The 16392-nt window shown below is 63.5% G+C and carries 9 protein-coding genes; 6 read left to right on the forward strand and 3 right to left on the reverse strand.

Annotation, left to right across the window (positions count from 1 at the left end):
- Positions 1 to 13 precede the first annotated feature (13 nt).
- The 3 genes from EET67_RS10485 to EET67_RS10495 all read right to left on the reverse strand — a co-directional run bounded on the left by EET67_RS10485 (position 14) and on the right by EET67_RS10495 (position 4065).
- Positions 14 to 1174 (reverse strand): ABC transporter permease, encoded by a 1161-nt coding sequence (locus tag EET67_RS10485; protein WP_128626070.1) that lies wholly within the window; start codon positions 1172 to 1174, stop codon positions 14 to 16.
- A gap of 1 nt (position 1175) precedes the next feature.
- Positions 1176 to 2210, reverse strand: a complete 1035-nt coding sequence (locus tag EET67_RS10490) for an ABC transporter permease (RefSeq protein WP_128626071.1) — start codon at positions 2208 to 2210, stop codon at positions 1176 to 1178.
- 202 nt (positions 2211 to 2412) lie between these two features.
- Positions 2413 to 4065, reverse strand: a complete 1653-nt coding sequence (locus EET67_RS10495; protein ID WP_128626072.1) for an ABC transporter substrate-binding protein — start codon at positions 4063 to 4065, stop codon at positions 2413 to 2415.
- Positions 4066 to 4416: 351 nt separating this feature from the next.
- On the opposite strand from EET67_RS10495, the gene EET67_RS10500 reads away from it, so the two are divergent.
- The 6 genes from EET67_RS10500 to EET67_RS10525 all read left to right on the forward strand — a co-directional run bounded on the left by EET67_RS10500 (position 4417) and on the right by EET67_RS10525 (position 16371).
- Positions 4417 to 9888, forward strand: coding sequence for an alpha-2-macroglobulin family protein (locus EET67_RS10500; RefSeq protein ID WP_128626073.1), 5472 nt, complete (start codon positions 4417 to 4419; stop codon positions 9886 to 9888).
- 250 nt (positions 9889 to 10138) lie between these two features.
- Positions 10139 to 12235, forward strand: a complete 2097-nt coding sequence (gene pbpC / locus EET67_RS10505; RefSeq protein WP_128626074.1) for a penicillin-binding protein 1C — start codon at positions 10139 to 10141, stop codon at positions 12233 to 12235.
- A gap of 221 nt (positions 12236 to 12456) precedes the next feature.
- Positions 12457 to 13485, forward strand: a complete 1029-nt coding sequence (locus tag EET67_RS10510; RefSeq protein WP_128626075.1) for a sulfate ABC transporter substrate-binding protein — start codon at positions 12457 to 12459, stop codon at positions 13483 to 13485.
- 7 nt (positions 13486 to 13492) lie between these two features.
- Positions 13493 to 14344: a sulfate ABC transporter permease subunit CysT gene (cysT, locus tag EET67_RS10515; RefSeq protein WP_128626076.1), complete on the forward strand. Its 852-nt coding sequence runs from the start codon at positions 13493 to 13495 to the stop codon at positions 14342 to 14344.
- Positions 14337 to 15221: a sulfate ABC transporter permease subunit CysW gene (cysW, locus tag EET67_RS10520; protein WP_128626077.1), complete on the forward strand. Its 885-nt coding sequence runs from the start codon at positions 14337 to 14339 to the stop codon at positions 15219 to 15221. The genes cysT and cysW overlap by 8 nt, the downstream gene beginning before the upstream one ends.
- Before the next feature lie 106 nt (positions 15222 to 15327).
- A complete protein-coding gene (locus EET67_RS10525) occupies positions 15328 to 16371 on the forward strand; it encodes a sulfate/molybdate ABC transporter ATP-binding protein (RefSeq protein WP_128626078.1) in 1044 nt (347 codons plus the stop codon).
- Positions 16372 to 16392 lie beyond the last annotated feature (21 nt).

Genomic DNA, 16392 nt, shown 5'->3' on the forward strand with positions numbered 1-16392 from the left:
CTGGCTCCTCATCTCAATCCTTCATCGATTGCTCGCGCAGCGCGTCGGCAAGCAGGTTGAGGCCGAGCACGAAGGACATCAGCGCGATCGTCGGCGGCAGCGCGGGATGGATGAAGGAGCGCAAGAGCCGGCTGGCATCCTTGATCGCCGTGCCCCAGTCGGGACTTTCGGGCGCAAGCCCCAGCCCGAAATAGCCGAGCGTGCCGAGCAGGATGGTGGTGTAGCCGATGCGCAGGCAGGCATCGACGATGAGCGGGCCCCGCGCATTGGGCAATATCTCCCACAGCATGATGTACCATGGGCTTTCACCGCGGGTCTGTGCCGCCGCCACGTAATCGCGTGTCTTGATGTCCATGGTGAGCCCGCGCACGATGCGGAACACACCGGGGCTCGAGGCAAACACCACCGCAACGAAGATATTGAGTTCGTTGGGGTCCATGCTGACGATGCCGAAGGGATCAGCGTCGAAAACCAGGCCGATATAGATCCAGCCGCCGATGAGGATGGTTGTGCCCAGCAATATATAGAGCCGCTCCGGCCGGTTCTTGAAGCGCGTGTAGAACAGCACGCAAAAGAAGATGATCGGAAAGATGAAGAACAGGCCCGCCATGCCGTAGGGGATGGGCGTCTCCATGATGCCGGGCGTCACCAGCAGGTAGAACAGCAGGATGACCGGGAAGGCCAGCACCAGATTGGCCAGGAACGACAGGATCGAATCCACCTTGCCGCCATAATAGCCGGCCGGCAGGCCGAGCGTGATGCCGACCATCAGCGCAAAGGCGGTGGCCAGAGGTGCTATCGCCAGCACGATCTGGCTGCCATAGACCATGCGGCTGAAAACGTCGCGTGCAAGCTTGTCGCCGCCGAACAGATAGACCCCACCGCTGTCTGGCACGATGGCACCCGGCAGCGCATCCTTCATGATCGGGATCTGCGCCAACGGATTGAAGGGCGAAATCTGGCTGGCGAGGATCGAGGTGAACAGCCAAAACAGGCAGATGGCGACGCCGGCGACGCCGACGCCGCTGTCGAACAGCTGGCCATAAAGGCCGAGCCGCTTTTTGAAAACGATGCTGATGCCAAGCACGATGGCGAGCGCCAGCCAGACCGTCCAGAAACGCGCAAGCACGCCGAGCACGATTTGGAACCCCGAGACATATTCGATCGCGCCCATCCTATTGCACCCTGATGCGTGGATTGAGATAGGCGTAGCCGACATCCGAAATGAGCTGGGTGACCAGCACCACGAAGACGGAAATCAGCGAACAGCCAAGCAGGAGGTCGATATCGTTATTACCGGCAGCTTCCACCAACACATAGCCGAAGCCCTGGTAGCGGAACATAACCTCGACCACGACGACGCCAGTGAGCAGCCACGGAAATTGCAGCATGATGACGGTGAACGGCGCAATCAGCGCGTTGCGTAGCGCATGCTTGATGACGACGGTGGAAAAGCTCAGGCCCTTGAGCCTCGCCGTGCGGATATATTGCTGTGTCATCACCTCGACCATCGAGGCCCGCGTCATGCGCGCGATGTAGCCGGTACCGTAGATGGCCATGGTCATCACCGGCAGGGTGAAATTGTAGAAGGTGATGCCCTGGCCGGTGGCGCTGGCGGCCGAGCCGTTGAGCCAGCCCAGCCACGAGGCGAAGATGACGGTGAAGATGACGCCCGAAACATATTCCGGTGTCGCCGTGGTGGAGATGGAAGCGACGGATAGAGCCCGATCTGTGCGCGTGCCCTCACGCATGCCGGCCAATATGCCGATCAGAAGCGAGATCGGTACCATCACCGCCATCACCCAGAACATCAATATGCCGGTGGCACCGAGCGCGGGGAACAGCTTGTTGGCCACCGTGGTGCGGAACTTGGTGGAACAGCCGAAATCGCCCTGGAAAACACCGGAGAAGGTCGGCACGTCGGGCTCGTCGCAATAGCGGAAGCGCGGCACCGGCTTGCCATTGGCATCCATGACCGGCTGCTTGGGCCAGACGCCAAGCCATTGCCCGTAGCGGACGAAGAAATTTTGCCGATAGCCGTTCTTGACCAGCCAGCTCTCCAGCTGCTCGGCCGATGCACGCTGCTCGGTCTGGCTAATCGCCAGCTTCTTCAAGTTGGGCTCGAGATTGACGAGGAAGAAGACCACCAGCGTCAGGCACAGCATGGTGAGCAGCATGACACCGAGGCGGCGTAGGACGAATGCGAGCATGAAACTCCCCTGCCAATTTGGTTGGGGTCAGTGCATGGCCCGGGAAATCATGGTCGATTTCCACAAAGGCTCATACGCCGGTTCGAAAGGATGCCCCGTAGGCGCCGCGCACGCAATGGCGTATGCGGCGATGACCGCCGGGTGATTTTCGAAAACGAGAGGAAGGGGCGCGATGCGCCCCTTCCGTTCAGTGCGGCGCGCGTCACGCCTCGTCGAGCCAAACCTTACCGAGATCGATCTCGAAGGTCGGATGCATGCCGTGGTTCTTCACCGCAGGCACCGAGTGGTTGTAGAGCTTGCGCCAATAGGGCTGGATGATGATGCCGGACTCCTGGAGGAGCTTTTCGATATCCTCCATCAGCGCCTTGCGCTTCTCGGCATCGGCGACGGCCAGCGCCTCGCCGAGCTTCTTGTCGAACTCGGGATTGGACCAGGCGGTTTCGTTCCACGCCTCGCCGGTGCGGTAGCCCAGCGCCAGCACCTGGACGCCAAGCGGACGCATATTCCAGTTGGTCATGGAGTAGGGATATTTCGTCCAGTCGTTCCAGAAGGTCGAGCCGGGCAGGACGGTGCGCTTGACCTTGATGCCGGCCTCGCGCAGCTGCGCGGCGATGGCATCGCCGGTGTTCTTGTGCCAGTCCTCGTCCACAGTGATGAGCTCGTGTTCGAAATCGGCCTGGCCGGCCTCCGCCATCAGTGCCTTGGCCTTTTCCATGTCGCGCTTGATCGGCGGCAATTCGAAATATTCCGGATGGATCTGGCAGACATGGTGGTTTTCGGCGACCGTACCGGCGCCGCCATAGCCAAGCTGCAGGATGGTGGCGTTGTCGACGGCAAGCTGAAGCGCCTGACGCACCTTCTGGTCGTCATAGGGCTTGTTGGCGACGTTGGTGCGCGCTACCAGCGTCGTTGCCGTCACCACTTCCGACTTCACCAGGTCGAGCCCGTCGAGGATCGTCACATAGTCGGCCGAGGTCTCGTAATTGCTATGGATTTCGCCCGCCTCGAAGGCACTGACGGTCGCCGCCGGATCGGTGCCGTAGTCGATGAATTCGATCCCGTCGAGATAGGCTTCGCCGCCCCACCATTTGCCGTCTTCGCGGCGCTTGTAGACGACGCGGCTGCCGACATCGAAGGAAACCAGTTCGAACGGACCGGTGCCGATCGGGTTCTTGGTGAAGTCCGCGCCGGTTTCATCGAAGGTATGATGCACGACAAGGCCCGGATAGTCGGCCAGGTTGGGCACGAAGGAGATATCCGATTCCGTCAGCGTGATCTTGACGGTGTGGTCATCGACCTTGGTGATGCCGCCTTCGCGCGCCTTGCCGGTTTCCTTGTCGACCAGCGTGCCCATGCGGGCTGCCATGGAATTGCCTTCCGCCTTGCTGTCGCACCAGCGGTTGAGATTGTAGATCACATCGTCGGCATTGAACGCATCGCCATTGGTCCAGGTCACGTTGTTGCGCAACTTCAGGACATATTCGGTGGCGTCGTCATTTACTTCCCAGCCTTCCAGAAGATAGGGCTCGAAGGTGTATTCGCGCGTATATTTGACCAGCGGCTCCAACGACTGGCGCTGCGAATTGGCAATCTCGGACCAGTCCGCCATGCGCGGGTCCTTGGGCGCCTTGATGAACATGGCGATCTTGATGACGCCGCCCTTCTTGGGCTCCTGCGCCAGTGCCTGCGTGGGCGCGGCAAGCCCGATCATGCCATAGGCCATGACAGTTGAAGCGCCGAATGCGCTTGCCAGGGCAAGAAATTCACGGCGGTCCATCTTGCCCGCCTTGGTGCTCTCCGCAAGTTCACGGATATGATCAGGGACGACGTCCCCGTTACTTTTGTAAAAAGTCATTGATCTCTCCCATTTGCTCGGCTTTCCGCCTGTTAACATTTCGCATCCCGCCCTCCTTGTCAAAGAGAGCGGAATGCAAAACTTGCAACGGAATGTGCAACTTTGAACGGCAGGCAGTTTGCGCAATTACGACAGTCATGACGCAAACCCGCTAATTACCGCAAGATTCGAGCGAATTCTTTCGGGCGATCAAACAGCGGCAATTCCCTGTGGACACTCAGGAGGCCGCGATACCTTACGTAGGGTCCACGTAACCGTTTCGCGTTGCCGCGCTACCCCCTCAACCTCTTGATCATGTTGACAAGCAGCGGTGAAGCTTGAAACTGCGGATGGCGACTTCTGGAGGGAACCATGATCACCCTGGCTAATCGCAATTTCTCGATTCCAGCCCTCCTGCTGCTATCGCTGTTCTGGCTGGGGCTGCCGGCGCAGGCGCAGGACGCCAAAACCATCGTCACCACCGACAATAGCGACTATTTCGGCTTCGACCTGAGGTCGGAACAGAATGTCTCGCTCGACCAGTGCAAGAGCACCTGCCTCGGCGATTCCTCCTGCCGCGCCTTCACCTACAACACCAAGGCCAAGTGGTGCTTCCTGAAATCGGATTTCAGCGTGCTGAAACCGTTCGCAGGCGCGGTCGCCGGCAAGGTCGTCACCTATAATAGCGATCCCGATATCGGCGCTCCGCCGGAACTTGCATTCTTCGGCGCCGGCATGATCGACGAGGCACGCCAGTTCCGGGCAAGCCTGACCGACGGCTCGGTGGCGGTGGGCGAGGAAGGTATGGCCGCCCTCTCGGATGAGGCCGAACACGCCCTGCGCAACGGCGATCCGCGCACCGCCATGCAGAAACTGACCACGGCCGCCGCGACCATGCCGGATGACGGCGCAGCGTGGATCGGGCTTGCCCGCGCCATTCTCGGGGCCCAGCCTGCCAATGGCGAGGAGACGGCCAAGCTGCAGCGCGACGCGACCTCGGCAGCCTGGAATGGCTATCAACTGCTGCGCACGGTGGCCACGCGCGCCGACGCGCTGGCGGTGATGGCGGTGGCGCTTGACCGGCGCGAACTGTTCCGCCCTGCCCTACAGGCCTATGAGGCAAGCCTGACGCTGGTCAACTCGCCTTCGGTACGCGCCGAATATGAGGACCTGAAGGCTCGCAAGGGCTTCCGCATCATCGATCACACCGTCGACAATGACAGCGCAGCGCCGCGCATCTGCGCGCAGTTTTCCGAAGAACTGGTCAAGACCGGCATCGATTATTCGCCCTTCGTGCGCGTCGACAATGCAGCCCCCAGGGCGATCGAGGCCAAGGGACAGCAGATTTGTGTCGAGGGCCTCGAACATGGCCGCCATTACAGCGTCTCGTTCCGCGCCGGCCTGCCCTCCGCCATCGGCGAAGTGCTGAGCGCACCGGTTGCCCTTTCCATCTATGTACAGGATCGCGCCGCCTCCGCACGCTTCACCGGCGACAGTTTCGTGCTGCCGGCGACGGCACGGCGCGGCATCCCGCTCGTCACCGTCAACACCTCCTCCGCCGACGTGAAACTCTACCGCATCGGCGACCGGGCGCTTGCCCAGCTTCTGACCGGCTACCAGTTCCTGCGCCAGCTCGACGGCTATGACATTTCCAGCATTTCCGACCAGATGGGCGAACCGGTCTGGGAAGGCCAGATCGAGATCGCCAATGAGCTCAACAAGGAGGTAACGACCTCATTTCCGGTCGATGAAGCTCTGCCCGAGCGCAAACCCGGCGTCTATGTGCTCACCGCCCAGCCGCAGAACGACCGCAGCGAAACCTATGAATCGCGCGCTACCCAATGGTTCGTCGTCTCCGATATCGGGCTTTCCACCTATACCGGCGAGGATGGGCTGAACGTCTTTGCCCGCTCGCTGGGTACCGCCAAGCCCATTGCCGATGCGGAATTGACGCTGCTTGCCCGCAACAACGAGGTGCTGGGCACGGCGAGAACCGACACGCAAGGCCGCGCCACCTTCACGCCCGGTCTGACGCGCGGCTCGGGCGGCATGGTGCCGGCCGTGCTGATGGCAAGCAGCGGTGACGAGGATTTCGTTTTCCTCGACATGACGCGGGCCGGCTTCGACCTCTCCGACCGGGGCGTGACCGGACGCGCCGCACCCGGCGCGCTCGACGTCTATGCCTGGACAGAACGCGGCATCTACCGCGCCAGCGAGGAGGTGCATGTCGCCGCCCTTGCCCGCAACGAGGCGGCCGAGGCGCTGGAGAACCTGCCGCTGACCTTCATCTTCACCCGGCCGGATGGGGTGGAAGACCGGCGTATCGTCTCCGAAGGGGTAGCCGCCGGCGGCCATGCTGTCGACCTGACGCTTTCGCCCAACGCCATGCGCGGCACCTGGAGTGTCGCCATCCACACCGATCCGAAACAGGCCGCAGTAGCCAGCCAGATGTTCCTGGTCGAGGATTTCGTGCCCGACCGCATCGAGTTTGACCTGACCAGCGACCGCGAGGAGATCGCGGCCGGCGAAGCGGCCGAGCTTACGGTCGATGGGCGTTTCCTCTATGGCGCGCCGGGCGCCGGGCTGGCGCTGGAGGGCGAAGTCACCATTGCGACCAAGCGCGAATGGCAGCGCTTCAAGGGCTATTTCTTCGGCCTGGCCGACGAAGAGGAAGGCGATGCCACCCGCATTCCGCTCGCCGACCTGCCGGTCGTGGGCGATGACGGCAAGGCCGTCTTCCCCGTGGCAGTGGACCAGCTCCCCTCAACGACAAGGCTGCTCAACGCGGCGGTTTCGGTACGCATGCGCGAAAGCGGCGGCCGCGCCGTGGAGCGCTCGCTCGACATCGCCATAAGCCCGCAAGGCCGGATGATCGGCATCAGGCCAGATTTTTCCGGCGGTGAGGTACCGCAAGGCTCGACCGCCAAATTCAGCGTCATCGCCGCCGAGGCCGACGGCACACGCACCGCCCTCGACGGTGCCGAGTGGTCCCTGGTGAAGGTGGAGCGCAATTATCAATGGTATCGCAGCGGCAATAGCTGGAACTACGAGCCGGTGACCTTCACCAAAGTGGTCGCCAGTGGAAAGGTCGATATTGAAGCCGGCAGCGAAACGGCGATCTCAGCGCCAGTCGATTGGGGCCGCTATCGGCTGGAAATCGCCACCGCCGACCCGACCGGGCCGGAAACGAGCGTGGAGTTCGATGCCGGCTGGTATGTCGAGGCGACTTCGACCGAAACGCCAGACGGGCTGGAAATCGCTCTCGACAAGGAGCAATACGCCGTCGGCGGTACGGCGAAGCTGCAGGTCTCGCCGCGCTTTGCCGGCGAGCTTCTGGTGACGGTGGGAGCCGACCGCCTGTTGGAGACTTTCACGGCTTCGGTGCCGGAGGGCGGCGCCAGTATCGACATTCCGGTCGGCGCCGATTGGGGTGCCGGCGCCTATGTCACGGCGACCCTCTTTCGACCGGGCGAGGCCCAGGAATCGCGCATGCCGGCCCGCGCCATCGGCGTGAAATGGCTGAAGATCGACCCCGCCGACAGGAAGCTCGACGTTTCACTCTCACCGCCGGAAAAGACCGCGCCGCGCCAGCCGCTGTCGATCCCGGTCGCCGTGGAAGGCGCTTCCGGCGAAGCCCATGTCATGGTCGCCGCCGTCGATGTCGGCATCCTCAACCTGACCAAATATCAGACGCCGGATCCGGAGACCTGGTTCTTCGGCCAGCGCCAGCTCGGGCTGGAACTGCGCGACCTCTACGGGCGGCTGATCGACGGTTCGCTCGGCGTCACCGGCAGGCTGCGCACCGGCGGCGACGGCGCCAGCCTGACCACCGAGGGCAGCCCGCCGACCGAGAAGCTGGTCGCCTTCTTCTCCGGGCCGGTGACGCTGGACGCCGACGGCAAGGCGACGATCGAATTCGAGCTGCCGCAATTCAACGGCACCGTCCGCGTCATGGCGGTGGCGTGGAGCGCCAAAGGCGTGGGCCACGCTGTCACCGATGTCATCGTGCGCGATCCGGTAGTCGTCACCGCCGGCCTGCCGCGCTTCCTGGCGCCGGGCGACACGGCCCAGATGCGGCTCGACATCGCCAACACCGACGCACCCGATGGCGACTATGCGCTGACGGTCGAAACCAGCGGCGGCCTTGCGGCAGGTAATGCGCCCGAGAAGGTCACGCTGGCGGCCGGCAAGCGCCAGTCGCTCACCATTCCGCTGACAGCAGAAGCGGCGGGCGACGGCGGCGTCACGATAAGGCTTGCCGGTGCTGACGGGCTCACGGTCGAGCAATCGCTTTCGTTGCCGATCCGCCCCGCCGACCTGCCGGTGACCACCCGTACCGTGGTCGATCTTGCGCCCAATGGCGGGAGCCTGCGCGTCGACCGCGAGCTTCTGGCGGCAAGCCTGCTCGACGGCGCCCATGTCAGCATCGGCGTTTCGCCGGCAGCCGCCTTCGACGTGCCCTCGCTTCTGATGGCGCTCGACCGCTACCCCTATGGCTGCACGGAGCAGACCACCAGCCGCGCATTGCCGCTGCTCTATCTCAGCGAACTGTCGGCGCAGGCCGGCATGGCGGACGATCCGGAACTACGCCAGCGCGTCCAGGATTCGATCTATAGGGTGCTCAACTATCAGTCGTCCTCCGGCAGCTTCGGGCTGTGGTCGCCCGGTTCCGGCGACCTGTGGCTCGACGCCTATGTCACCGATTTCCTGACGCGGGCGCGCGAGAAGAAATTCGACGTACCGCGCGAGGCGATGCTTTCCGCACTCGGCAATCTGCAGAATTCTCTGGCCTATGATCTCGACATCGAAGGGCGCGGCAGCGAGATCGCCTATGCGCTCTATGTGCTTGCCCGAAACAAGAAGGCCTCGATCGGCGATCTGCGCTATTATGCCGACACGCAGCTCGAAGCCTTTTCGAGCCCGATGGCGGTGGCCCAGCTTGCCGCGAGCCTAGCGCTCTATGGCGACCAGCAGCGGGCGGAAGCGACCTTCACCGCAGCACTGGCTCTGGCAAGGGCCAATCCAGACCACAATTATTCGCGTTCGGACTATGGCTCGCGGCTGCGCGACGGCGCTGCCATGCTGGCGCTTGCCGGCGAGAGCCGGCCGCTGCCGAAAGTGGTGCCGGAACTGGTCAAGCTGGTTTCGGCCGAACGCAAGGTGGCGACCTACACCAGCACGCAGGACCAGGCCTGGATGCTGCTCGCCGCCCGCGCGCTGCGCGCCAATGGCGAGGCGATCAGCCTCACCGTCAACGATGCTGCGCACGATGGCCCCTATTCGCAGACGCTGACCGGCAATGAATTGCTCGACAGCCCCGTCACCATTGCCAATAAAGGTTCAGACCCGGTGCAGGCGGTGGTGACGGCGGTTGCCGCCCCTGCCCAGCCGCTGCCGGCAGGCGGCGACGGCTTCGAGATTACGCGCACCTATTACGATCTCGACGGCAACGAGGTGAACATCACCAGCATCGGCCAAAACGAACGCTATGTGGCGGTGCTCACCGTCAACCAGTTCAACGACTGGCCCTCGCGCGTGCTGGTCAGCGACCTGTTGCCAGCCGGTTTCGAGATCGACAATCCGGGACTGGTTTCCAGCGCCGACCTGTCCAACTTCCCCTGGCTGTCGCGCACCGAAACCGCGCATCTGGAGTTCCGCGACGACCGTTTCGTCGCCGCCTTCGACCGGCCGGCCGGCGAGAACGGGCAGATCACGCTCGCCTATGTCGTGCGCGCGGTGACGCCTGGCATCTTCGCCCATCCGCCGGCGGCGGTGGAAGACATGTACCGGCCTCAGTTTTCGGCGCGCACCTCCAGCGGCATGATGGAGGTGCGGGGGCAATAGCGATGCGACCGTGCCCTTTCACCCCCACCCCTAACCCCTCCCCACAAGGGGGAGGGGAACCACGGTGCCATCACTTCCACCGGGAGCAGCCACCACGTCTGGCGCGAACAGCTCCGAAATCCCCCTCCCCCTTGTGGGGAGGGGTTAGGGGTGGGGGTCAAAACTTTGGCGTTCCTTACGAAACCTCCCTATGGAAGCGCCCGGACGTTCCCCCGTTGTGGGAGAAAGTGGCAGAGGCAAGCGAGGTGGGATGAAGGGCTTCTCGCATACCGCCCTTCACAGGCTCGCCGTCGGCGCAGGCACCGTCCTGGCGTGCTTGGTGCTTGCCATCTCCGCCCTCCTCGCCCTCGACCGCACGTTCCCGCCGCCGCTGCCCAAGCAGCTGACCGTCTCGACCGAAGTGCTCGACCGGGACGGCGCTCTGCTGCGGGCCTATGCGACGCCGGACGGTTATTGGCGGCTCGACACCCATCTCGATGCCGTCGATCCACAATTCGTGAAGATGCTGGTCGCCTATGAGGACAAGCGCTTTTTCGAGCATTCGGGCGTCGATGTGCTGGCGCTGCTGCGCGCGGCAAGACAGTTTGCCTTCAATGGCCGCATCGTTTCCGGCGGCTCCACCCTTTCCATGCAGCTTGCCCGGCTGATCGAGCCGCGCGAAAGCCGCTCGATCTGGGCCAAGGTCCGCCAGATCGCCCGCGCGATCCAGATCGAGCGGCGGCTTTCCAAGCATGAAATCCTCGAGCGCTATCTGACGCTGGCGCCCTATGGCGGCAATCTGGAAGGGGTGCGCGCGGCCTCCCTCGCCTATTTCGGCAAGGAGCCGCGCCGGCTCACAATGTCGGAATCGGCTTTGCTGGTCGCGCTGCCGCAACTGCCCGAGCGCCGTCGGCCCGACCGCAACCGCGGCGGTGCCGAGGCGGCACGCGACCGGGTTCTGAAGCGCATGGTGAGTGCCGGCCTCTTTGGCGAACGCGAGGCCGCACGTGCCGCCGCCGAGGAAGTCGCAGGCACTCGCTTTGCTTTGCCAGCACTTGCGCCTCACGCTGCAGACCGCGCCCTGCGCAACGCACCCTCGCAACAAAGCCACCAACTGACCTTGAGCAGGCGCGTGCAAGAGGGACTGGAGGCGGTCGCGCGAGCCTCTGCGGCAAAGCTGGGCTCCAAAATTTCGGTGGCGATGGTGCTGGCCGATGCGCGCAGCGGCGAGGTGCTGGGCGAAGTGGGGTCGGCGGATTATTTCGACGCCGCCCGTTCCGGCTGGATCGACATGACGCGCGCCTCGCGCTCGCCCGGCTCGACGCTGAAGTCGTTCATCTATGGCCTCGCCATCGAACAGGGGCTGGTGGCGCAGGAGACCATGATCGAGGACCGGCCAGCCGATTTTGCCGGCTACCGCCCGCGCAATTTCGACATGAGCTATCAGGGCGACGTGACGGTGCGGCAGGCGCTGCAATTGTCGCTCAACGTACCGGCCGTGCGCCTGCTCGACGCGGTCGGCCCGGCGCGGCTGACTTCGCGCTTCCGGCAGGCCGGCGTGATCCCATCGCTGCCCAAGGACGAGCCGCCCGGCTTGGCAATCGGGCTCGGCGGCGTCGGCCTGTCACTGCGCGATCTGGTCCAGCTCTATACCGGCCTCGCCAATAGCGGCAAGGCGACCCGCTTGCGCGACGGCACCGAGGCTGAGCCGCCGGCACAGGGCGGCGGATTGATCCTCGACGACCGCGCCACCTGGCAGGTGGCCGACATGCTGGCCGGCGTGCGGCCACCGGAAGGTGCTTCCCGACGCGGTGTCGCCTACAAGACCGGCACCTCCTATGGCTATCGTGACGCCTGGTCGATCGGTTTCGACGGCCGCCATGTACTTGGCGTCTGGGTCGGCAGGGCCGATTCCGGGTCGGTGCCCGGCCTGTCCGGCTATGTCTCGGCCGCACCCATCCTGTTCAAGGCCTTCACGAGGTCAGGCCTTGCCGCCGTGCCATTGCCGCGCGCGCCGGCCGGCACACTGCACACAGCCCAGGCCGACCTGCCGGTGACCTTGCAGCGTTTCACCTCCGGCTCGGACGGGCTGGTGACGGTGGCGCCGACGGAGCCAGCCCCGCAGATCGTTTTTCCGCCTGACGGCGCGCATGTCGAACTCAGCCCCGCCTCGGCCAAGGCATCGCCGCTGGTGCTGAAGCTGCAGGGCGGCCGTGCACCTTTCCGCTGGCTGGCCAATGGCAAGCCGCTGACCGAACCGCTGCGCCGGCGTACCGCAACATGGCAGCCCGACGGCGCCGGCTATTCGACATTGACGGTGATCGATGCGGCCGGACGCGCGGCAAGCGTAAAAATATTCGTCGAGTGATCCAAAATCGGCGACAATAGCCACGATGGGGAACCACCGCCGGCGACAGCCGTTCGGGTGGGTGCGACCATGATCGGCATCAGGCTAGGGAGAAAATGATTCCCCGTCGACCGATGAGCGAGACGCGGAAATTGCTCTGAGACCCGCAAATTCGCAACAACGGGTCCGTTCAAATTCTACTAAATCGATAGAGTATGGCCTTGTGAAAACAGGAGGCAGACATGACTCAGCTTCGATCGCGTAGACTTCTGGCCGGCCTCCTTGCCGGCGCAGTGCAGTTCGGCATCCTCGGCTTTGCCTTTGCCGACACCACCATCCTGAACGTGTCCTATGATCCGACCCGCGAGCTCTACAAGGAGTACAATGCGGCCTTCGCGGCCAAGTGGAAGGCCGATACCGGCGAGACCGTGACCATCCAGACCTCGCATGGCGGCTCGGGCAAGCAGGCGCGCGCGGTGATTGACGGGCTGGATGCCGATGTGGTGACGCTGGCGCTGGAAAGCGACATCAACGCCATCGCGGAAAAAACCAGGAAGATCGCGCCCGATTGGCGCAGCCGGCTGCCCAACAATTCCTCGCCCTATACTTCGACCATCGTCTTCCTGATCCGCAAGGGCAATCCCAAAGCCATCCATGACTGGGGCGACCTGACCCAGGAAGGGCTGCAGGTCATCACGCCCAATCCGAAAACCTCGGGCGGCGCGCGCTGGAACTATCTGGCGGCCTGGGCCTGGGCAAACCATGAATATGGCGGCGACGAAGCCAAAATCAAACAATATATCGGCGCGCTCTATTCCCATGTGCCGGTGCTCGACACCGGCGCGCGCGGCTCCACCGTGACCTTTGCCGAACGCGGCCTTGGCGACGTGCTGCTGGCCTGGGAAAACGAGGCCTATCTGGCGCTCGACGAATTCGGCGCCGATCAGTTCGACATTGTCATCCCGCCGCAATCGATCCTGGCCGAACCGCCGGTCGCCGTGGTCGACGGCAATGTCGATGCCAAGGGCACGCGCAAGGTGGCGCAAGCCTATCTGACCTATCTCTATTCCGAAGAAGGCCAGCGCATTGCCGCAAGGCATCACTATCGGCCGTCCAAGCCCGATCTTGTGCCGGCCGAAGAGTTGCAGAAGCTGCCGGAACTCAAGCTGGTGACCATAGACGATCCGATCTTCGGCGGCTGGGCCAAGGCGCAACCCTATCATTTCGGTGACGGCGGTATTTTCGACCAGATCTACAAGCCGGCACAGTGAGGGCCTGATGAACACTGCACCCGCTGATGCAGGGTGGCGATTCAGGGTGCCGAGCGTCATTCCCGGTTTCGGGCTGACGCTCGGCTTCTCGCTTGCCTATCTGACGCTGATCATCCTCATTCCGCTCTCCGGGCTCGTCTGGCGCTCGGCAGCGCTCGGCTGGACCGATTTCTGGGCGATCGCCATGGATCGCCGCACGGTCAAGGCGCTGGAAATCAGCTTCGGCACGGCCATCATCGCCGCCGCCGTCAACGTCGTGTTCGGCACCATCGTCGCCTGGGTGCTGGTGCGCTACCGCTTTCCCGGCCGCCGCATCATCGACGCCATGGTGGATCTGCCCTTCGCGCTGCCGACGGCGGTGGCCGGCATCGCGCTGACCTCGCTCTATGCGCCGCGCGGCTGGATCGGCAGCCTGCTCGAGCCGCTCGGCATCAAGGTCGCCTATTCGCCGCTCGGCATCGTTGTCGCCCTTATCTTCATCGGCCTGCCCTTCGTCGTGCGTACCGTGCAGCCGATCATCGAGGAGATCGACAAGGAGGTGGAGGAAGCGGCGGCAACGCTTGGCGCAAGCCGGTTCCAGACCATCACCCGGGTGCTGTTTCCCGGCCTTGCGCCGGCCATCGTCACCGGCTTTGCGCTCGCTTTCGCGCGCGGCGTCGGTGAATATGGCTCGGTCATCTTCATTGCCGGAAACCTGCCCTATGTGTCTGAAATCGCGCCGCTTCTGATCGTAATCCGGCTCGAGGAATATGACTATGCGGCCGCCACCGCCATCGCCACGATCATGCTGGCGCTGTCATTCGTGATGCTTCTGGTGATCAATCTCATCCAGGCATGGAGCCGCAAGCGCTATGGCTGATTTCGTCTCGACCGCATCTCTCCATGCCGAGAAGAACAGGGCGACCGCGACCACGGAAAGCCGCGCCACCAGATGGGTGCTGCTGGCGCTTGCCTTCGGCTTCATCGCGCTGTTCCTGCTCCTGCCGCTGATCCTGGTTTTTGCCGAGGCTCTCAAGCGCGGCGTCGGCCCCTATCTGGAGGCGCTGGGCGACAGCGACACGCTTTCGGCCATTCGCCTCACCTTGCTGGTGGCGGCAATCTCGGTGCCGCTCAACCTGATCTTCGGCATTGCCGCCGCCTGGGCGATCGCCAAATTCGAATTCAAGGGCAAGGCCTTCCTGATCACGCTGATCGACCTGCCCTTCTCGGTCTCGCCGGTGATTTCGGGCCTGGTCTATGTGCTGCTTTTCGGCTCAAGCAGCCTGCTCGGCCCCTGGCTGAAAAGCTATGGCATCGAGATCCTATTTGCCGTGCCGGGCATCGTGCTTGCCACCGTGTTCGTCACCTTCCCCTTCGTGGCCCGCGAACTCATCCCGCTGATGCAGGAACAGGGCACCGGTGACGAGGAAGCGGCGCTTTCGCTGGGCGCCAATGGCTGGCAGGCCTTCTGGTATGTCACCCTACCCAACATAAAGTGGGGCCTGCTCTATGGCGTGCTGTTGTGCAACGCGCGCGCCATGGGCGAATTCGGTGCCGTGTCGGTGGTGTCGGGCCATATTCGCGGCCTGACCAACACCATGCCGCTGCATGTTGAAATCCTTTACAATGAATACAACGCCGTCGCCGCCTTTGCCGTGGCCTCGCTGCTGGCCGGCCTGGCGCTGGTGACGCTGGTTTTGAAGACCATACTGGAAATTCACTACGGCCACGCGATCGCCGGCAGTCGCGGGCACTAGAAGCATGATCCCGAAAAGTGGGAACCGGTTTTCGGAAAAGATCATGCTCAACAAATAAGTTGAATGCCGAGCGTTCACATCGACGCTCAAACTCTGAGGTATTTGAATGGACGTTCGCGTTGCCAATGTGCGCAAGGAGTTCGACCGGTTTCCGGCGCTGCACGATGTCTCGCTCGACATCAGGTCGGGGGAACTGATCGCGCTTCTGGGACCTTCCGGTTCCGGCAAGACCACACTTTTGCGGCTGATCGCCGGGCTGGAGACGCCGACGCGCGGCGCGATCTATTTCGGCGACGAAGACGCCTCGCACCGCACCATCCAGGAGCGCAATGTCGGCTTCGTGTTCCAGCATTATGCGCTGTTCCGCCATATGACGGTTGCCGACAATATCGGCTTCGGCCTCAAGGTGCGGCCGGGTGCGACAAGGCCGCCGAAGGTAGAAATCCGTAAGCGGGCGCGCGAATTGCTCGACCTTGTCCAGCTTTCCGGCCTGGAGGACCGCTATCCGGCGCAGCTTTCGGGCGGCCAGCGCCAGCGGGTCGCGCTTGCGCGTGCGATGGCCATCGAGCCCAAGGTGCTGCTGCTGGACGAGCCTTTCGGGGCGCTCGATGCGCAGGTACGGCGCGAATTGCGGCGCTGGCTGCGTGATATCCACGACGCCACCGGCCACACCACCGTCTTCGTTACCCATGACCAGGAAGAAGCGCTGGAACTCGCCGACCGCGTCGTCGTCATGAGCCAGGGGCGCATCGAACAGGTGGGCACCGCCGACGAGGTCTATGACACCCCTAATTCGCCCTTCGTCTACGGCTTCATCGGTGATTCAAGCTCGGTTCCCGTCAAGATCGAGGCAGGCCAGGTGTGGATCGACGAGCGCCCTATCGGCCTGTCGGTGCCCGCCGCATCCAATGGCGACGCCACGCTCTATTTCCGGCCGCACGACGTCGAGCTGCTCGACGGCTGCAGCGGCTGCATTGCCGGCACGGTCGTTGCCAGCCGGCGCGTTGCCGGCACAAGGCGTGTCGAACTGGAATTCGGCGGCCACCAGCAGCGGGTCGAGATCGAGCTTCCGGTCGAGCATCCGGCCGCGCAAAAAAGCCGCGTTGCGTTCAGGCCGCGGCGCTGGAAGATCTTTCCGCAAGAGGCATAGAGGGAAACGACAGGCTCAAGA

It is taken from the genome of Borborobacter arsenicus (assembly GCF_003934165.1).
GTDB classification, from domain to species: domain Bacteria; phylum Pseudomonadota; class Alphaproteobacteria; order Rhizobiales; family Rhizobiaceae; genus Pseudaminobacter; species Pseudaminobacter arsenicus.